Source organism: Campylobacter hepaticus, from assembly GCF_001687475.2.
GTDB lineage: Bacteria > Campylobacterota > Campylobacteria > Campylobacterales > Campylobacteraceae > Campylobacter_D > Campylobacter_D hepaticus.
Genome location: NZ_CP031611.1, coordinates 1,416,049 through 1,432,291 on the forward strand (window position 1 = coordinate 1,416,049; position 16,243 = coordinate 1,432,291).

General features: G+C 25.9%; 18 protein-coding genes and 1 pseudogene. 11 read left to right on the forward strand and 8 right to left on the reverse strand.

Features of this window, described 5'->3' with window-relative positions:
* Window positions 1-130 precede the first annotated feature (130 nt).
* The 3 genes and pseudogenes from surE to A2J15_RS07030 all read left to right on the forward strand — a co-directional run bounded on the left by surE (window position 131) and on the right by A2J15_RS07030 (window position 2,627).
* Window positions 131-907 (forward strand): 5'/3'-nucleotidase SurE, encoded by a 777-nt coding sequence (gene surE / locus A2J15_RS07020; RefSeq protein ID WP_066777756.1) that lies wholly within the window; start codon window positions 131-133, stop codon window positions 905-907.
* Window positions 897-1,559, forward strand: coding sequence for a tRNA threonylcarbamoyladenosine dehydratase (locus A2J15_RS07025; RefSeq protein ID WP_116980511.1), 663 nt, complete (start codon window positions 897-899; stop codon window positions 1,557-1,559). Before surE ends, A2J15_RS07025 begins: the two co-directional genes overlap by 11 nt.
* A gap of 255 nt (window positions 1,560-1,814) precedes the next feature.
* Window positions 1,815-2,627 (forward strand): annotated as a pseudogene (locus tag A2J15_RS07030) (lysostaphin resistance A-like protein).
* Between the two features lie 11 nt (window positions 2,628-2,638).
* Here A2J15_RS07030 and A2J15_RS07035 read toward each other — a convergent pair.
* Genes A2J15_RS07035 through A2J15_RS07065 form a run of 7 tightly spaced genes read right to left on the reverse strand, consistent with a single transcriptional unit; the run spans window position 2,639 to window position 7,714 of the window.
* Window positions 2,639-3,517, reverse strand: coding sequence for a sulfate/molybdate ABC transporter ATP-binding protein (locus A2J15_RS07035; RefSeq protein ID WP_066777767.1), 879 nt, complete (start codon window positions 3,515-3,517; stop codon window positions 2,639-2,641).
* A complete protein-coding gene (modB, locus tag A2J15_RS07040) occupies window positions 3,514-4,188 on the reverse strand; it encodes a molybdate ABC transporter permease subunit (RefSeq protein WP_066777770.1) in 675 nt (224 codons plus the stop codon). Before modB ends, A2J15_RS07035 begins: the two co-directional genes overlap by 4 nt.
* 9 nt (window positions 4,189-4,197) lie before the next feature.
* Entirely contained in the window at window positions 4,198-4,482 is a 285-nt protein-coding gene (locus A2J15_RS07045; protein WP_066777773.1) for a hypothetical protein, read from the reverse strand.
* Complete coding sequence (gene modA / locus A2J15_RS07050) at window positions 4,479-5,228, reverse strand: molybdate ABC transporter substrate-binding protein (protein ID WP_066778066.1); 750 nt, start codon at window positions 5,226-5,228, stop codon at window positions 4,479-4,481. Before modA ends, A2J15_RS07045 begins: the two co-directional genes overlap by 4 nt.
* Before the next feature lie 52 nt (window positions 5,229-5,280).
* Complete coding sequence (locus tag A2J15_RS07055) at window positions 5,281-5,967, reverse strand: methyltransferase domain-containing protein (RefSeq protein WP_066777778.1); 687 nt, start codon at window positions 5,965-5,967, stop codon at window positions 5,281-5,283.
* The gene (locus tag A2J15_RS07060) at window positions 5,964-6,575 is read right to left on the reverse strand and encodes a pimeloyl-ACP methyl esterase BioG family protein (RefSeq protein WP_066777781.1); all 612 of its coding nucleotides are present in this window, start codon (window positions 6,573-6,575) and stop codon (window positions 5,964-5,966) included. The genes A2J15_RS07055 and A2J15_RS07060 overlap by 4 nt, the downstream gene beginning before the upstream one ends.
* Window positions 6,572-7,714, reverse strand: a complete 1,143-nt coding sequence (locus A2J15_RS07065) for an aminotransferase class I/II-fold pyridoxal phosphate-dependent enzyme (RefSeq protein ID WP_066778068.1) — start codon at window positions 7,712-7,714, stop codon at window positions 6,572-6,574. Before A2J15_RS07065 ends, A2J15_RS07060 begins: the two co-directional genes overlap by 4 nt.
* Window positions 7,715-7,781: 67 nt before the next feature.
* Between A2J15_RS07065 and A2J15_RS07070 the strand changes: the two genes are divergently transcribed.
* Entirely contained in the window at window positions 7,782-9,065 is a 1,284-nt protein-coding gene (locus tag A2J15_RS07070; RefSeq protein ID WP_066777784.1) for an adenosylmethionine--8-amino-7-oxononanoate transaminase, read from the forward strand.
* Here A2J15_RS07070 and A2J15_RS07075 read toward each other — a convergent pair.
* A complete protein-coding gene (locus A2J15_RS07075; RefSeq protein ID WP_066777787.1) occupies window positions 9,052-9,657 on the reverse strand; it encodes a dethiobiotin synthase in 606 nt (201 codons plus the stop codon). The two genes, A2J15_RS07070 and A2J15_RS07075, sit on opposite strands and share 14 nt — an antisense overlap.
* Before the next feature lie 273 nt (window positions 9,658-9,930).
* Here A2J15_RS07075 and A2J15_RS07080 point away from each other — a divergent pair, with 273 nt between their 5' ends.
* Genes A2J15_RS07080 through hisC form a run of 7 tightly spaced genes read left to right on the forward strand, consistent with a single transcriptional unit; the run spans window position 9,931 to window position 16,227 of the window.
* Window positions 9,931-10,467, forward strand: coding sequence for a 50S ribosomal protein L25/general stress protein Ctc (locus tag A2J15_RS07080; protein WP_066777790.1), 537 nt, complete (start codon window positions 9,931-9,933; stop codon window positions 10,465-10,467).
* A complete protein-coding gene (gene pth / locus A2J15_RS07085; RefSeq protein ID WP_066777801.1) occupies window positions 10,464-11,009 on the forward strand; it encodes an aminoacyl-tRNA hydrolase in 546 nt (181 codons plus the stop codon). Before A2J15_RS07080 ends, pth begins: the two co-directional genes overlap by 4 nt.
* Before the next feature lies 1 nt (window position 11,010).
* On the forward strand, window positions 11,011-12,069 hold the full coding sequence (locus A2J15_RS07090; protein WP_066778071.1) for an LptF/LptG family permease: 1,059 nt from the start codon (window positions 11,011-11,013) through the stop codon (window positions 12,067-12,069).
* Window positions 12,070-12,101: 32 nt separating this feature from the next.
* On the forward strand, window positions 12,102-13,310 hold the full coding sequence (lysA, locus tag A2J15_RS07095; RefSeq protein ID WP_066777803.1) for a diaminopimelate decarboxylase: 1,209 nt from the start codon (window positions 12,102-12,104) through the stop codon (window positions 13,308-13,310).
* A 1-nt stretch (window position 13,311) separates the two neighbouring features.
* Complete coding sequence (locus tag A2J15_RS07100; RefSeq protein WP_066777806.1) at window positions 13,312-14,079, forward strand: HAD-IIA family hydrolase; 768 nt, start codon at window positions 13,312-13,314, stop codon at window positions 14,077-14,079.
* Window positions 14,067-15,140, forward strand: a complete 1,074-nt coding sequence (pheA, locus tag A2J15_RS07105; RefSeq protein ID WP_066777809.1) for a prephenate dehydratase — start codon at window positions 14,067-14,069, stop codon at window positions 15,138-15,140. The genes A2J15_RS07100 and pheA overlap by 13 nt, the downstream gene beginning before the upstream one ends.
* On the forward strand, window positions 15,130-16,227 hold the full coding sequence (gene hisC / locus A2J15_RS07110; RefSeq protein WP_066777812.1) for a histidinol-phosphate transaminase: 1,098 nt from the start codon (window positions 15,130-15,132) through the stop codon (window positions 16,225-16,227). Before pheA ends, hisC begins: the two co-directional genes overlap by 11 nt.
* Window positions 16,228-16,243 lie beyond the last annotated feature (16 nt).

The following is a 16,243-nucleotide window of genomic DNA, read 5'->3' on the forward strand; positions in this document are numbered from 1 at the left end:
TTATCATATTAAAATAAAATTGCAAGATTTTAATGTCTATAAAAATAATAAAAATGAATATAAAATATGAAAATCAAGATTTTAGAAAAATATGTTACAATTTGAATTTTATTTTTTGCAAGGAAAAATGATGAGAGAAATTCTTGTTACTAATGATGATGGCTATGAGAGTGAAGGACTTAGAAAACTTGTTAAAATGTTAAAAAAGGAGTTTAAAGCTAAAATAACTATAGTAGCACCATCTATTGAAAAATCAGCTTGTTCTCATTCTATAACTTTAACTAAACCTTTGCGTTTGATTAAGGTAGGAAAAAGATTTTATAAGCTTGATGAGGGAACACCTGCAGATTGTGTTTATCTTGCCCTTCATGCGCTTTATAAAACACGTTTACCTGATCTTGTTATTAGTGGGATCAATAAGGGAGCAAATGTAGGTGAAGATATTACTTATTCAGGAACTTGTGCAGGTGCTATGGAAGCGGTTTTACAAGGAATCCCTGCTATTGCTCTTTCTCAATTTTATAAAAGCAATGAAGAAGAACTTGATTTTAAAAATGCTTTAAAAATTACTAAAAAGCTTCTTAAATGTATTTTTGATAAAGGATTTCCTTTAGAAAAAAAAGAATTTTTAAATATTAATTTTCCAACAAAAGCAAAATTTAAAGGTATAAAAATTTGTAAAGCCGGTAAACGTGTGTATAATTTTAAAGCTCATTCTAATGTAAATCCACGTGGTATAGAGTATTACTGGCTTGCAGCAGCGAATTTAGATTATGAAGATGAGAAAAAAAGTGATATTCCTTTACTTAAAAAAGGTTATGTTACTATAACTCCTATAATGTTGGATCTTACAGCTTATAAGCGAATAAAAAAAGTTCAAAAATGGCTAAAGGCAAATAATGAATGATAGATTTACACGTATAAAATGGTTAATTGGAGAAGATCAATTTAAAAAAATGACACAAACAAAAATACTTGTTTGTGGTTTAGGTGGAGTAGGTGGAATTTGTGTTGATTCGCTTTATCGTAGCGGTTTTAGAAATTTTACTTTAATTGATGCAGATAAATTTGAAATAACTAATCAAAATCGTCAAATACATAGTGAAAATATTGGCGAGGCAAAAGCAAAAGTATTTGAAAGAATTTATCAAGCTAAGGGTATAGTCAGTAAAATTGATAAAGAATTTTTACAAAATTTTAATTTAAGTGCATTTGATCTTATTATTGATGCTATTGATGATATTCCTGCAAAAGTGGCGTTAGTTCACCTTGTAGATTTTAAAAAACAAATTTTTATTTCTTCAACAGGAGGAGCTAGAAAACTCGATCCAACCCGTATTAAAACCACAAGTATTTTTAAAACTCATGGCGATGCTTTAGCTAAGAAATTTCGATATGAGCTTAGAAAGTCAGGTTTTAAAGGGAATTTTGATGTGGTTTTTTCTGATGAGGAGGCACATTGTCAAGATCTTGGTTCTTTTATGGGCGTTACTGCCTCTTTTGGTTTAGCTTTAGCAAGTTTAGCATTAAGAAAAGTTATTGATAAGAAAAGTATATGATTTTATAAGCTTAAAAATAAGAAATATGAGATTATTTAAAATATTTTTTAAGATAGAAAATAATATTTTAAAATTAGCTTATAAGATTATTCTAGTTTTAACAATCAAAATCATTTTTATGATATAATTTCTAAAATATTTAATATTGGTAAAAATAAATTTTTATGATTAAAAATTAAAATAAATGTTCTACTTAGCATTATTTTAAAGAAAAATATACAATAAATTAGATGTTGATCAATTTTAGGATTATTCATGTTTATGATAAGTTATATTTTTTTAGCTTGTGCTTTGGTTTTATTGTCTTTAAATAAGGTTAAAACAGCTTATTTGATTTTAGTATTGAGTGTATTTTGTGCGTATTATTTTAATATAATAAATATGAGTTTTTTTATAAGTAATATGATAGCATTCTTGTTGGTTTTATTTTATAAATATAAAAAATCTTTATTTTTAGAACTTATATTGTTTGCTTTTTGTATAGTATTATTTTTACATTTTATACCTGGTGTTAATAATACAAAAATTTTAGATCAAGTTTATGCTAGTGTTAATAGTGCGCCTTTTAGTTTATATTTTAATTTTGATAAACCTTTGGGTGTATTTATCTTATTTTTGTTATTACCTGCTTTATTTATCAATAAATTATATTAAAGCATCTTTATTAAAATGGTTTTTATTGGGTATAAGTCTTTTAATTTTATTGTTTATACCTTGGTATTTTAATATTTTAAAATGGGAATGGAGTTTACCTTGGTGGTTGCCTTATTTTTTATTTTCAAATCTTTTTTAGTAGCTTTGGTTGAAGAACTTTATTTTAGAGGATATCTTCAACAAAGGCTTACCTAAATTTTACATCCTAATTTAGCTTTATTAATAGCTAGCATAGCTTTTGGATTGATTCATTATAAAAGTGGGATTTTAATGATAGTGTTTGCCAGTTTGGCTGGAATAATATATGGTTTAGTTTATAAATATAGTAAAAATTTATGGTTTAGCGTCTTATTTCATTATGGATTAAATTTGATACATTTAGTATTTTTTACTTATCCTTTTTACTCAAAATAAAAGATTATTATTCAATTTTTTTTGATGATTGAAGGATTAAAAGCTTTCATGGATAGAGTTAAAATATCTCCTATTTTTATATCTTTATAATTTTCTAAAAATTTTTGTTTGCTTAGACTTATTTTAATAATATCTTGGTGAATAAGTAAGCTTAAAATTACTAAAATATCACTTTGTTTTATTTCAAGTAAGGTGGCGTTTAAATTGAGTTGAGTATTAATATGAGTTTGTTTAAAAAAATCATGTTTAAAATTATCTTTAACGATTTTACCATTTTTAAGTTCTAAGATTCTATGACTTAAATTATAAATTTCTGTTAAGTTATGACTGACTAATAATGTTGTTATTTTAAAATAATGTAAAATTTTAGACAATTCATTTTGTAAATAAGCATGCATTTTAAAATCTAACGCACTTAAAGGCTCATCCAAGAGTAATATTTTAGGTTCTCTTGCTAAAGCTCTTGCTAAAGCCACTCTTTGAGCTTGTCCTCCACTTAAGTTTCTAGGATAACTTTTAGATAAATTTTCTAGTTTCATTAAGGTTAAAAGTTCTTCTACTTTCTTTTTTGAATTAGCAGCATAAGAGATATTTTCTTTAACATTCATATGGGGGAAAAGTGCATAATCTTGAAAAACAAAACCTATTTTTCTTTTTTGTGGAGCTAAATTGATTTTTTTAGAAGAATCAAACCACAGTTCATTATCTACTTTTATAAAACCAAATTTAGGTTTTATAAGTCCTGCTATAATTTTTAAAAGTGTGCTTTTTCCTGCTCCATTTTCTCCAATAAGAGCAGTAGTTTCTTGTGATTTAATTTCTTTATTAAATTCAAGATTTAAAATACCTTTATTTGTAATTATGGGATGGTTAATATGAATTTTTATCATTGGAAACTTAATTTTTTGTTAACAAAATAAAGACTTAAAAGTATTAAAAAAGAAAAAAGAAATAAAATTAGAGCATATTGATGTGCTAAAGTATAATTTAATACTTCAAGTTCATCATAAATTGCTATACTTGCTACTAAAGTTTCTCCTTGTTTGTGTCCACCTATCATCATTACAATCCCAAATTCACCTATAGTGTGTGCAAAACTCATTGCACAGGCGCTAAAAATACCTGTTTTAGAATTAGGTAAAATGATTCTAAAGAGAGTATAAATTTTACCTTTACCCAAGCTATAAGAAGCATCAAGGAGGTTTTGATTAATTGAGGAAAAAGCGCTATGTAAAGGGTTTACCATAAAAGGAAGGGAAAAAATTAAGGAAGCAAAAACTAATCCTTCAAAAGTAAAAATTAAAGAAAGATTAAAATATTCTTTTAAAAATTGTCCTAAGAAACTATTGCTTGAAAAACTTATTAGTAAATAAAAACCCAAGACGCTTGGTGGTAAAATTAAAGGTAAAGAAATAAGACTTTGTAGTAAAATTTTAAAAGGAAAATGTACAAAGCTTAATAAATACGCTAAAGATATTCCTATAAAAAAAAGTATGAAAGTGGTAATAAAAGCAAGTTTAAAAGTAATATATAATGTTTGTAAAAAGACGTGATCAAGCATGGTTTATCCTTAAAATAATATCATTTGTTCTAATAAAGCAAATGTCATTCTTTTTTTGATTTGCTCAATTTTTACTAAGAAAGAATTTTTAACACTTAAGAGCGTATTTGGTAAGGTAAAGTAAAATTCATGTTTTTGGAAGAAAAGTTCTACTTTTGTCTTTGGTTTTACATCTTTATAAGAATTTGAATTTAAAATTAAAACATTAAATATTATGTTTTCACAATTGATTTTTATAATAATGATATCTTTTTGATTTAAAAATTCTACAATTTCTGTGTTAAAAAGGTTCATGGAGTTTCAAATCCATATTTTTTAAAAATTTCTTTTGCCTTTGTTGAAGAGATAAAATTACTAAATTCAAAAGCTAATTTTTTGTCTTTAGCGTATTTTGTAATAACATAACTTTGTTTTAAAGGGGTGAAATATTTTGGATCAATTAAAACAACCTTTCCTTTAGCTTGATTAATAGGAGAAGCTAAAGAATATGCTACTATAGCTAAATTAGCATTTTTGCTATCTACATGTAAAACAGGTATAGAAATATTTTCACCTAAAACTATTTTGTCTTTAAAGATTTTATCTAGCTGTAAATTTTTAAGTACTTCTTTAGCGGCTACTCCATAAGGAGCTACTTTTGGATTAGCTATGCTTAAATGGGTAATTTTATTTGCTTTTTCTTTTAAATGAGTAATTCCTCCTTTGAGTAAATTCTCATCTAAACTATATAAAGCTAAAACTCCTAAAACATAGACTTTGGGTTTATCTAAAGCATTTTGATTATCATAAATTGCTTGAGCATAGTAAGTATCAGCTGAAAAAAATAAATCAAATTCTCTCCCTTGTCTTAAAAGTTCATAGTATTTTCCAGAAGCTCCAAAAACAAGTTCTATTTTGGCATTAGGATGTATTTTTAAAAATTCGTTTTTAATTTCATTCATAGCTTTTGAAGCTGAAGAAGCTACAAAAATACTTAAATTTTGCCCATTTAAATGAAGCGCTGAAAACCAAATTCCTAGAAAAACAATAAGTTTTGTCATCATCATTTTCTTTATTATTAGGATTTATTCTTTAATATTATAACACAAAATTTTATGGCGTATCTTTTTGACATAAAATGTATATAGGATGATAGGTAAGTTTGTTTTGAAATTTTTTTTCATAATCTTGTAAAAATTGTTTGTTTAAGCGATAAAAGCCTAAAGAATTTACTCCGCTTAATTTTAAATGTTTAAAAACTTCTAAAGCATTATTAAAATCTAAGCTTATAATTTCTTCTGTGATTTTGACATTAAAAAAATATTTTTTAAATATTTGTCTTAAAGTATAAATATTAAAGTATTTTAAAGAAAATCCTGTGCTTTGTTTAATTTCTTTTAAATTTTGTTTTCCAAAAGTAGAAAGGAGTAAAATTCCTTCTTGATTGAGCATATTAAATAGTGTGGGTAAAATGTGTTCTAAATCAAGCCATTGTAAGGTGGCATTTGAGGCAATAAGATCAAATTTTTCTTTACTTAAATGATGCATGGCTAGTTTATTCATATCAAAAATTTGTACTTTTAAATCTATACCATAATCTAAAATATCATTTTTAAGATATTCATCAAAACTAATAATTTTTTCAAGTTTTTGCGTGAATTCGCCTCTACCACAGCCAAATTCAAAAACTTTTTTAAAATGTTTTTGTTTAAAATGTTTAAGTTTTAAACAGAGTTTTAAGGCCATTAGGTTTTGAATTTTAGCATGTTTTTGATAATCTTTAGCTTTTAAAAAATTCACAATTCATCCCAAGTTTTGAAATGAAAAAATGCAAAATGAGGTTCATTTAGTAAAATTAACGTTTTAAAACTATTTTTTAAAGCTTTTTGTGGAAAAATTGTATCTTCGTTACTAGAATAAATTTTATCCCAAATAAAATCATCGTTTTTGTGTTTTAAGGCAAAATCAAAAAGATTTTGAAGTTCTATTTTTAAAGCTTTTTCATCTTTAAAAATAAATTTTTTTGCTAAATTTTCATGTTTGTTTAATAAAGAAGATTTAAAATCATCTAATTTAAAATTTTTTATTGTTTTCATAAAAATAGCAGGATGAATGCCTTTGTTTTTATCAATACCCATATTAGTACCATTTAGAGCTATTTTTTGTTTGAAGTTGATATTTTTTAAAAGTTTGCTTGCGATACATACTCCCATAGAAAAAGCAATGAGATAAAGTTGTGAAAAAGATTTAAAATTAAATTCTAAGTCAAAATTTTCAAAATCATAAAATAAGATTACATTTTTATTGCTTTTTAAATGTGAAAAATGACTAGGATGAGAACTAAATCCTCCAAATACTACAATAAGTTCTTTTGAGGTTAAATTTTTACATAAAAAGGCATGTTTCATAAAAGTTTTATTATCCTTTCAAGTTCATTTATATTTAATCCTGTGTGTAAGGAAAAGCGAATTCTAGCGGTATTTTTAGGTACAGTGGGTTCTTTAATTGCAGGTGCAAAAATTCCTTCTGTTTCAAACATATTTGCTATTTTTAAGGCTTTTTGATTTTCTATTAAAAGTAAAGAAATAATATAAGCATCTCCTAAAATTTGGTAATTTTTTTCTTGAAGTTTTGTTTTAAAAAACACACTTAAGTCTTGTAGTTTTTTTCTTTTTTCTTCAAAAATGGGCATTTTTTTAAAGATAAATTGCGTCCAAGCAACATTAATAGGAGGTAAAGCAGTAGAATAAATAAAAGCCCTAGCTTTATTAATGAAAAAACTTTTATATTTTTTATGAGATATTATACAAGCACCCATTGAAGCAAGAGCTTTTCCGAAAGTGAAAATTAAAAAATCCACTTCATTTTCTAAATTTAATCTTTTAACCAATCCTAAGCCTTCGCTGTCAAAGCAACCTACACTGTGGGCTTCATCTATATAAAGTTTGATTTTTTTATAATGTTTTTTTAAATCGCATAAGGCTTTTAAATTACTAAAATCACCATCCATGCTAAATAAAGCTTCAGTTAAAATGATAATATTTTCATATTGATTATAGTGCTTTTTTATGAGTTTTTCTAGATTATCTATATTATTATGGTGAAAACGAAAGAAATTTGCTTTACCAAGTTTTAAGCCATCAATCATGCTAGCATGTATAAATTTATCAGCTAAAAAAAGCGTATTAGGGATGCTTGCAAGTGCAGCTATACAAGAGATATTAAGATGATAACCACTATTAAAATGTAAAACTTCTTTTTCTTTAAATTTGCTTTTTAAAAAATTTTCAAAATTTTGATAAATTGTAAAATTTCCACTTAAACTTCTTGAACTTGAACTTGAAAAAAAGAAATGATCTTCTTCTAAGGTATTTAAAAATTCATGTTTTAATTCTTTACAAGTAGCTAAATTTAAATAATCATTACTTGCTAAATTTAAAAGTTTTTTATTTTCTTTATAAATAAATTTTCCTTCATGTTTTAAAGGTGTAAGAGTTCTTATATTATAATTTTTATGTAAATTTTGCAAAATTATTTCAAGATTCATTTTTTTCCAATAATTTAGAAATTTTAAAGTATTATTTTGCCAAAATATTTTTAAAAAAGAAGTTATAATGCAAAATGAAATTTTAAAAAAACTTGATTTAGAACATATTTGGCATCCTTGTACCCAAATGAAAGACCATGAAAATATACCTTTAATTCCTATTAAAAAAGCTGAAGGCATTTGGCTTTATGATTTTAATGGCAAAGCTTATATGGATTGTATTAGCTCTTGGTGGGTTAATCTTTTTGGGCATTGTAATAAGTTTATAGCAAATGCAATTAAAAAACAAGTTGATGAACTTGAACACGTTATTTTAGCAGGTTTTTCTCATGAGCCTATTATAAAACTTTCAGCTAGACTTTGTCAAAAGGTTGGAAGTGGTTTTAATAAATGTTTTTACGCAGATAATGGATCAAGTGCTATTGAAATTGCATTAAAGATGAGTTTTCATTATCATCTAAATCAAGGGAAGGAAAAAAATAAATTTTTATCTTTAAGCAATTCTTATCATGGTGAAACTTTAGGGGCTTTAAGTGTGGGTGATGTAGCGCTTTATAAAGATACTTATAAGACTTTACTTTTAGAATGTTTAAGTATTAATGTACCAAAAAATAATAATTATCAAAAAGAACTTGAAGAATTAGCAAATGTTTTAAAAAAATATGGTAATGAAATTTGTGCTTTTATCTTAGAGCCTTTGGTACAATGTGCAGGAAATATGCATATGTATGAAGTTGGATTTATTGATGAGGCTATAAAACTTTGCCGTGAATTTAAAGTACAAGTAATTTTTGATGAAATTGCTGTAGGATTTGGACGCACAGGAAGTCTTTTTGCCTTGCATCAATGCAAGCAAAGTCCTGATTTTATTTGTCTTTCAAAGGGTATTACGGGAGGTTTTATGCCTCTTTCTGTTGTACTTACAAAAGATGAAATTTATAATACTTTTTATGCTTCTTATAAAGAAAAAAAAGCTTTTTTGCATTCTCACAGTTATACAGGAAATGCTTTAGCTTGTGCTGCAGCTAATGCAGTATTAGATATATTTGAGAAGGAAAATATTTTAGAGGAAAATAAAATTTTAAGTCAATTTATTCAAAAAGAATTACAAAGACTTAAGCAATTTGATTTTTTGGGCAATTTTAGAACCTGTGGTATGATTAGTGCTTTTGATATTTTAAGTTCTAAATACGAGCGCCCAGGACTTTTTGTATTTGAAAAGGCTTTAGAAAAAGGTTTGCTTTTAAGACCTTTGGGAAATACTATTTATTTCATGCCTCCTTATATTATCACTAAAGAACAAATTTCTTATATTATAAAGAGTTTAGAGCAAATTTTTAAAGAATTTTAGTATTTAAAATATTTTGTATTTGTTTTTTTAAATTTTGATTTAATGCGTTTTGTTGATCGGGAAAATCAAGATTTATTATAGGAATTTGTGTGTAATTTTGAACAAAATTATCTTGTAAAACATCTTTTTTCCCCATCATTACAAGGGATAAAATTTCAATATTGCGTTGTTTAAGAGCTTGTATACTTAATAAAATGTGATTAATGCTTCCAAGATAGTATTTTGCAACTAAAATGGTTGGTTTTATGTTTTTACTCATAAAATCAATCATAGTATATTTTTCATCTATAGGAGAAAAAAGTCCTCCTGCAAGTTCAATGAGTAAATTTTGACTTTGTGGAAGCATAATTTCTAAAGCTTTATAATCAGCTTTTTGAAGAATTTTACCAATATGCGGTGATGCTGGAGTTTGCAAAAAGAAACCTTCTTTAAAAATTTTTGTTTTTGGACTTAATTTATTTATTAAATCACTATCTTTTGGTAGTCCTGCTTGTATGAGTTTAAAATAGTCATAGTTAAAACTCGCACAAAAACTCGCACAAAAATGTGTTTTACCTACATCAGTATGAATTCCACTTATATAAATTTGCATTTGAAACTCTTAAAAAATAAATTTTTAATTTATTATACACCTAATAATTACAATAATAAATAAAAAGTTTGAAAAATGATTGTTTAAGATTAAGAATGCTTTATGAATACTTGTATTTTAACCTAATAGTGCATAAATGAATTGGTTAATAATATTTAAGTTTATTAATTTAATATTATATTGTAAAGAAATTAAAAATAAATTGTAGATTTTTTACTTTTACCTAAGCCAAAATAGCTTATAATATAAGCTTATTTTTTAGAAAGGATGAAGATGTTAGAAGGTATTATTAGAGAGAGTATCGGTAGAAAAGCTGCTAAAGCTTTAAAAAGAGATGGTTATCTAATCGCAAACATCTATGGAAAAGGATTAGAAAATATCAATGCTGCTTTTAAAGTCAATGAATTTATTAAAGAAGTTCGTAAAAAAACAACTTTAATTTTTGATGTAAAAGTAGGTTCTCAGATTTTAAGTGTTGTGGTTGTAGATTATCAAAAAGATCCTGTTACTGCAGATTTAAAACATGTAGACTTAAAAATTGCACAAAAAGGTGTAGTTTCTAAGTATATGGTTCCAATTAAAATTACAGGTACAGCTATTGGTCTTAAAAATAAAGGTGTTTTAATCCAATCAAAAAGAAGATTGAAAGTAAAATGTGCAGCTGAAAATTTACCTAATTATTTTGAACTTGATGTAAGTAAACTTGATGTAGGTGATGCTTTACTTGTTCGTGATATAGTAGTACCTGAGGGTGTTGTTATGATTGATGCTGAGAGGGTAGCGGTTGTAGGTGTAGAAAAAGCTAGATGATTTTAGTTGTAGGACTTGGTAATATAGGTGTAGAGTATGAAAATACTCGCCATAATGCCGGTTTTATGCTTATTAATCTGCTTTTAAAAGAAAGTAATTTCATAAATCTTACTCATTCTCAATTTAAAGGAGAGCTTTTTAAATTAAGTTCTTCTTTGCTTCTTTTAAAACCTAGTACTTATATGAATAATTCAGGAATAAGTGTAAAAATTGTTAGTGATTTTTATAAATGTGAAAGAATTATAGTTATTCATGATGATATTGATCTTCATTTAGGAGTTTTGCGTTTTAAAAAAGGTGGTTCAAGTGGAGGACATAATGGGCTTAAAAGTATAGATAGTTTATGCGGGAATGATTATGAAAGAATTCGTATAGGAATAGGTAAGGGTGAGCATGTGCTTTCTCATGTTTTAGGCAATTTTAAAGCCGAAGAAGAATTAATTTTGAGTAAGGTTTTAATTCATGCTAAAGAGGCTTTATTTGAACTGATTAAAAATGATAATTTGTCTTTTATATCGTCTAAATATAGTTTAAATGTTTAAAATGTCAATATTTTTTCGTTTTATTTCAGGAATTTATTTAAAAAATTTTTTTATTATTTTTTTTGCTTTACTTGGTTTTTATTGCGGTATAGATTTGCTTTTAAATTTTAAAGATTTACCAAAAGCTGCTAATCTTGATTTGCTTTATATGATGTTTTTATCTTTTTCAGCAGTACCTTATGTATTGCCCCTTTCTTTAATTTTTGCTTTGGTGCTTTCTTTGATTTCTATGATAAGATCTAATGAATTTGTAAGCCTTTATGCACTAGGATTTAGTAAAAATTATGTTATTTTATTTCCTTTCTTATGGGCTTTGTTTTTTTGTTGTGTTTATATAGGACTTAATTTTACTTCTTTTGCTTATGCTAACGATTATAAAAGAAATATCTTAAAAAATGGTACAGTATTAAATCAAAGTGGAGAAGTATTTTTAAAATTTAATAATAATTTTGTTTTTATTTCAAAAATTAATAATGGTCAAAATAGTGCTCAAAATATAAAAATTTTTAATATTGATAATTTAAATTTAAATTCTTTAATTAATGCTAAAAATGCATATTTTAAGAGTGAAAGTTGGATTTTAAAAGAGGGTAATATTACTTTGTTACCTCAAAATTATCAACTAGGTAGTAAGGGTTTAACAATAGATGAATTTACTCAAATTAAATCATTATATGGCTTTAAACCAAAAATTATAGAAGGGGTGGCTAGCAATAGAGATTATTCTATTTTTGATGCATTAGAAATTTTTGAACTTTTTAGAGCGCAAAATGTGAATATAGATGCTCTTAAAATTAGTCTTTATAAATTTATATTTACTCCATTTTTTGCACCTTTTTTAATGCTTATTATGTACTATTTTTTTCCTGTAATAGCACGGTTTTTTAATCTTGCTATAGTGAGTTTTATAGCTTTTATTGCGACTTTAATGATTTGGGGTATATTATTTTTATTGACTAGATTAAGTCAAAATGATGTTATTGTAAGTGAGATAGGTATAGTTTTACCTATAGTATTTTTAGGTTTATTGAGTACTTATATGTATTATAAACACCGATAAATTGATAATAAAATAAAGAATTGAAGGTTAAAATGGACTATAAACAATTAAAATATGAATTTAAAACCCCTTTTTATATTTATGATTTTGATGTGATAAAAAAGCGTTTTTTAAATCTTAAAGAAGCTTTTAAAGCTAGAAAATCTCAAGTTTTTTATGCAGTAAAAGCTAATTCTAATCTTAGTCTTTTACAAATGCTTGTTCATTTAGGTAGTGGATTTGATTGTGTGAGTATAGGAGAAGTTCAACGTGCTTTAAAAGCAGGTGCGCAAGCTTATAAGATTATTTTTAGTGGGGTAGGAAAAACTAAAGAGGAATTAAAACTTGCTTTAAAATATAATATTTTATATATTAATCTTGAAAGTGAAGCTGAGATGATGCTTTTAGAAAGTGTGGCTAAGCAATTGGATATAAAAGCAAGAATTAGTATTCGTGTTAATCCAAATGTTGATGCAAAAACTCATCCTTATATTTCAACAGGATTAAATGAGAATAAATTTGGTGTTGATATCGATATAGCAAGGAAAATGTATCTTTATGCTAAAAATTCCTCTTTTTTAGAACCTATTGGAATACATTTTCATATAGGATCTCAGCTTTTAGATATTGCTCCTATTCATGAAGCAGCACGCATAGTTGCAAAACTTGTAAGAGAATTAAAAGCTTTGTGTATAGATCTTAAATTTTTTGATATTGGAGGAGGTCTTGGTATAGCTTATGAAAAAAAAGAATACGAGCCTGATCTTTATGTTTATGCGCAAGGAATATTAGAGCAATTAAGTGGACTTGATTTAACTATAGCTATGGAGCCTGGGAGATATTTGGTTGCAAAAAGTGGAGAGTTTGTTTGTTCAGTGCTTTATGAAAAATACAATAAAACAAAACGTTTTATTGTGGTGGATGGGGCAATGAATGATTTTATACGTCCGAGTTTGTACGAGGCTTATCATGAAATTGTTTTGCCTTATAATCAAGGTAAAGAAAGTTTATGTGATATTGTAGGAGGAATTTGTGAAAGCGGAGATTTCTTTGCTAAAGCAAGATTTTTACCTAAAACTCAAAATGGTGATATAGTTGTTATTAAAGATGTAGGTGCTTATGGTTTTAGCATGAGTAGTAATTATAATACAAGAAATAAAGTTTGTGAATTAGCATTTGAGCAAGGAGAAGTAAGAATCATTCGTCAAAGAGAAGAGTTTGAAGATCAAATTGCCTTAGAAGAAAAATATTTAAGGAAATGAAATGTTTTTTTTAGATGTGCAAGGAACTTTGATTTCAGATTCTGATAAATCTTTAATTCAGGGTGCAAAAGAATTAATAGATTTTTTAAATATAAAACAAATTCCTTATGTTATTATTACAAATAATACTAAAAAACTTGATTTTTTAGATTATTTAAGACAAAAAGGTTTAAAAATAAAAAAAGATGCCTATATCGATCCCTTTTGTGTTTTAAATCGTATTTTAAAACCTTGCAAGATTGCTGCTTTTGGTTCAAATGAATTTTTATGTAGCCTTGAAAAATTAGGTTTTAAGTTTGATTTTATATATCCTAAGGCTGTGCTTGTGGCTAGTTATGATGATTTTAAATTTAAGGATTTTGCTAGTATGATAGAATTTGCTAAAAAAGGAATTCAATTTATTGTCATGCATGAAACAAGTATTTATAAAAAAGATAATAGACTTTATCCTGGAGTAGGTGGTATTATGGTTATGCTTAAGCATGCTGTAAATTTTAAATATGAAGTTATAGGTAAGCCTAGTATTTCTTTTTATCAAGAAGCTTTAAATTTATTAAAAAAACAAGATTTAAAAGCTAATTTTAAAGAAAGTAAAATAATTAGTGATGACTTTAAAGGTGATTTGCTTAAGGCAAAAGAACTTGGTATGAAAACTTTACTAGTGTTAAGCGGTAAAATAAGTGATACTAAAGGAATTGATATGAATTTGCTTGATAGAGTTTATCCTAGTGTTTTTGAATTTTTAAAGGAGCTAAAATGTCAAATTTAGAGGAGCTTAGAGATAAAATTGATGTAATAGATAATCAAATTTTAGAACTTTTAAATGAGAGAATGATTTATGTAAAAACTATAGGAGAAATTAAACAAAGTAGTGGAGGTGTTATTTATCGTCCTGAACGTGAAAGGGCTATTATTAAACGTTTAAAAAATATCAATTTAGGATTGTTAGATCAAAATGCTATAGAAGCTATTTATCAAGAAATTTTTGCTGTTTCAAGAAATTTAGAAATGCCTCAAACTATAGCTTATTTAGGACCTGAAGGAACTTATACTCATCAAGCAGCAAGGAGTCGTTTTGGGGCTATGAGTCGTTATATTGCCCTTGCTAATATAGAAGATGTTTTTAAAGAATTGAGCAATAAAGAGGCTAAATATGGAGTTGTGCCTATAGAAAATAATACAGAAGGGGCTGTAGGTATTACTTTAGATTGTCTTGGTAAGTATAGTGAACTTAAAATTTTTGGTGAGATTTACATGGATATACACCATTCTTTTGTAGGCATTAATGAAAATTTAAAAGAAATAAAACGTATTTATTCTCACCCTCAAGGTTATAATCAATGTCGTAAATTTTTAGAAAGTCATGGGCTTGGTAATGTAGAATTTTTACCTTCAAAATCTACAGCTAATGCTGCTTATTTAGCTTCTAAAGATAAATATTCTGCAGCAATTTGTTCGAAAATTGCTGCAAAAATTTATAATATACCCGTGCTTTTTGATAAAATAGAAGATAATGCAGCTAATAAAACAAGATTTTTAATTTTAAGTGATATTAAAAATCCTAAAATGCCAAATTGTAAAACCTCTATTTTAGCTCATGCTTATCATAAACCAGGTGGATTAAGCTCTTTATTAGAAAGGTTTAAAAAAGAAAATATTAATCTTACTAAGCTTGAATCTCGTCCTGTAAAATCAAAAGAATTTTTACATAGTTTTTATATAGATTTTCAAGGACATATTGATGATGAAAATGTTAAAAGAGCTTTAGAAAATCAAGATGAGATTGTTTGGCTTGGATCTTATTTATCAGGAGAAATAAATGCAATTTAATGAAATTTTAAATTATTTAAATAATTATGAGCCGGGTAAAGATATAGAATTGATTGCTAAAGAATATGGTGTTAAAGAAATTATAAAATTAGCTAGCAATGAAAATCCCTTTGGTGTTCCACCAAAAGCTATTGAAAGTTTAATGCAAAATTTAAATAAAGCTTATCTTTATCCTGATGATAGTATGATAGAGCTTAAAAGTAAACTTGCACAAAAATATAAGCTTAAAAATGAAAATATTATTATTGGTGCAGGTAGTGATCAAGTTATAGAATTTGCTCTACATGCTAAATTAAATAATAAAAATGCTTTTTTACAAGCAGGTGTAAGTTTTGCTATGTATGAAATTTACGCTAAGCAATTTGGTGCAAAATGTTATAAAACGCAAAGCATTACTCATGATTTAAATGAATTTCAAAAATATTATAATCAATATCAAGAAGAAATTAAAGTTGTTTTTTTATGTTTGCCTAATAATCCTTTAGGTGAGTGTTTAAATGCTAATGAAGTATTTGAATTTATAAAAGAAGTAGATAAAGATTGTTTAGTTATTATTGATGCAGCTTATAATGAATTTGCAAGTTTTAAGGATAATAAAAAGTGTTTAAAACCTTGCGATCTTGTCGAAAAATTTGAAAATGTGCTTTTTTTGGGAACATTTTCTAAGCTTTATGGACTTGGTGGTTTGCGTATAGGTTATGGTATAGCCAATATTCAAATTATTAATGCATTGCACAAGCTTCGCGCACCTTTTAATGTGAATCATTTAGCTTTAAAAGCTGCAATAGCAGCTTTAGATGATGAAGAATTTATTAAAAAAACTTTAGAAAATAATTTTACCCAAATGGAGCTTTATGAAGAATTTGCCAAAAGAAATCATATAAAAACTCTTAAAAGTTATACTAATTTTATTACTTATTTTTTTGATCAAAAAAATAGTACAGATTTGTCTGAAAAATTGCTTAAAAAGGGTATAATAATAAGAAATTTACAAAGTTATGGTTTAAATGCTATGCGTATTACTATAGGAAAACCTTATGAAAATGAAAGATTTTTTGTCGAATTTGAAAAGGTTTTAAAAGAGTAACTTGATTAAAAAATAA

Excerpts from the sequence above, each read along its gene's own strand:
- pth (WP_066777801.1), top strand. The coding sequence starts at position 10,464 with ATGATTTTAGTTGTAGGACTTGGTAATATAGGTGTAGAGTATGAAAAT.
- modB (WP_066777770.1), bottom strand. The coding sequence starts at position 4,188 with ATGCTTGATCACGTCTTTTTACAAACATTATATATTACTTTTAAACTT.
- A2J15_RS07070 (WP_066777784.1), top strand. The coding sequence starts at position 7,782 with ATGCAAAATGAAATTTTAAAAAAACTTGATTTAGAACATATTTGGCAT.
- A2J15_RS07035 (WP_066777767.1), bottom strand. The coding sequence starts at position 3,517 with ATGATAAAAATTCATATTAACCATCCCATAATTACAAATAAAGGTATT.
- pheA (WP_066777809.1), top strand. The coding sequence starts at position 14,067 with ATGTCAAATTTAGAGGAGCTTAGAGATAAAATTGATGTAATAGATAAT.
- A2J15_RS07080 (WP_066777790.1), top strand. The coding sequence starts at position 9,931 with ATGTTAGAAGGTATTATTAGAGAGAGTATCGGTAGAAAAGCTGCTAAA.
- A2J15_RS07090 (WP_066778071.1), top strand. The coding sequence starts at position 11,011 with ATGTCAATATTTTTTCGTTTTATTTCAGGAATTTATTTAAAAAATTTT.
- lysA (WP_066777803.1), top strand. The coding sequence starts at position 12,102 with ATGGACTATAAACAATTAAAATATGAATTTAAAACCCCTTTTTATATT.
- surE (WP_066777756.1), top strand. The coding sequence starts at position 131 with ATGAGAGAAATTCTTGTTACTAATGATGATGGCTATGAGAGTGAAGGA.
- hisC (WP_066777812.1), top strand. The coding sequence starts at position 15,130 with ATGCAATTTAATGAAATTTTAAATTATTTAAATAATTATGAGCCGGGT.
- A2J15_RS07060 (WP_066777781.1), bottom strand. The coding sequence starts at position 6,575 with ATGAAACATGCCTTTTTATGTAAAAATTTAACCTCAAAAGAACTTATT.
- A2J15_RS07100 (WP_066777806.1), top strand. The coding sequence starts at position 13,312 with ATGTTTTTTTTAGATGTGCAAGGAACTTTGATTTCAGATTCTGATAAA.
- A2J15_RS07075 (WP_066777787.1), bottom strand. The coding sequence starts at position 9,657 with ATGCAAATTTATATAAGTGGAATTCATACTGATGTAGGTAAAACACAT.
- A2J15_RS07065 (WP_066778068.1), bottom strand. The coding sequence starts at position 7,714 with ATGAATCTTGAAATAATTTTGCAAAATTTACATAAAAATTATAATATA.
- modA (WP_066778066.1), bottom strand. The coding sequence starts at position 5,228 with ATGACAAAACTTATTGTTTTTCTAGGAATTTGGTTTTCAGCGCTTCAT.
- A2J15_RS07045 (WP_066777773.1), bottom strand. The coding sequence starts at position 4,482 with ATGAACCTTTTTAACACAGAAATTGTAGAATTTTTAAATCAAAAAGAT.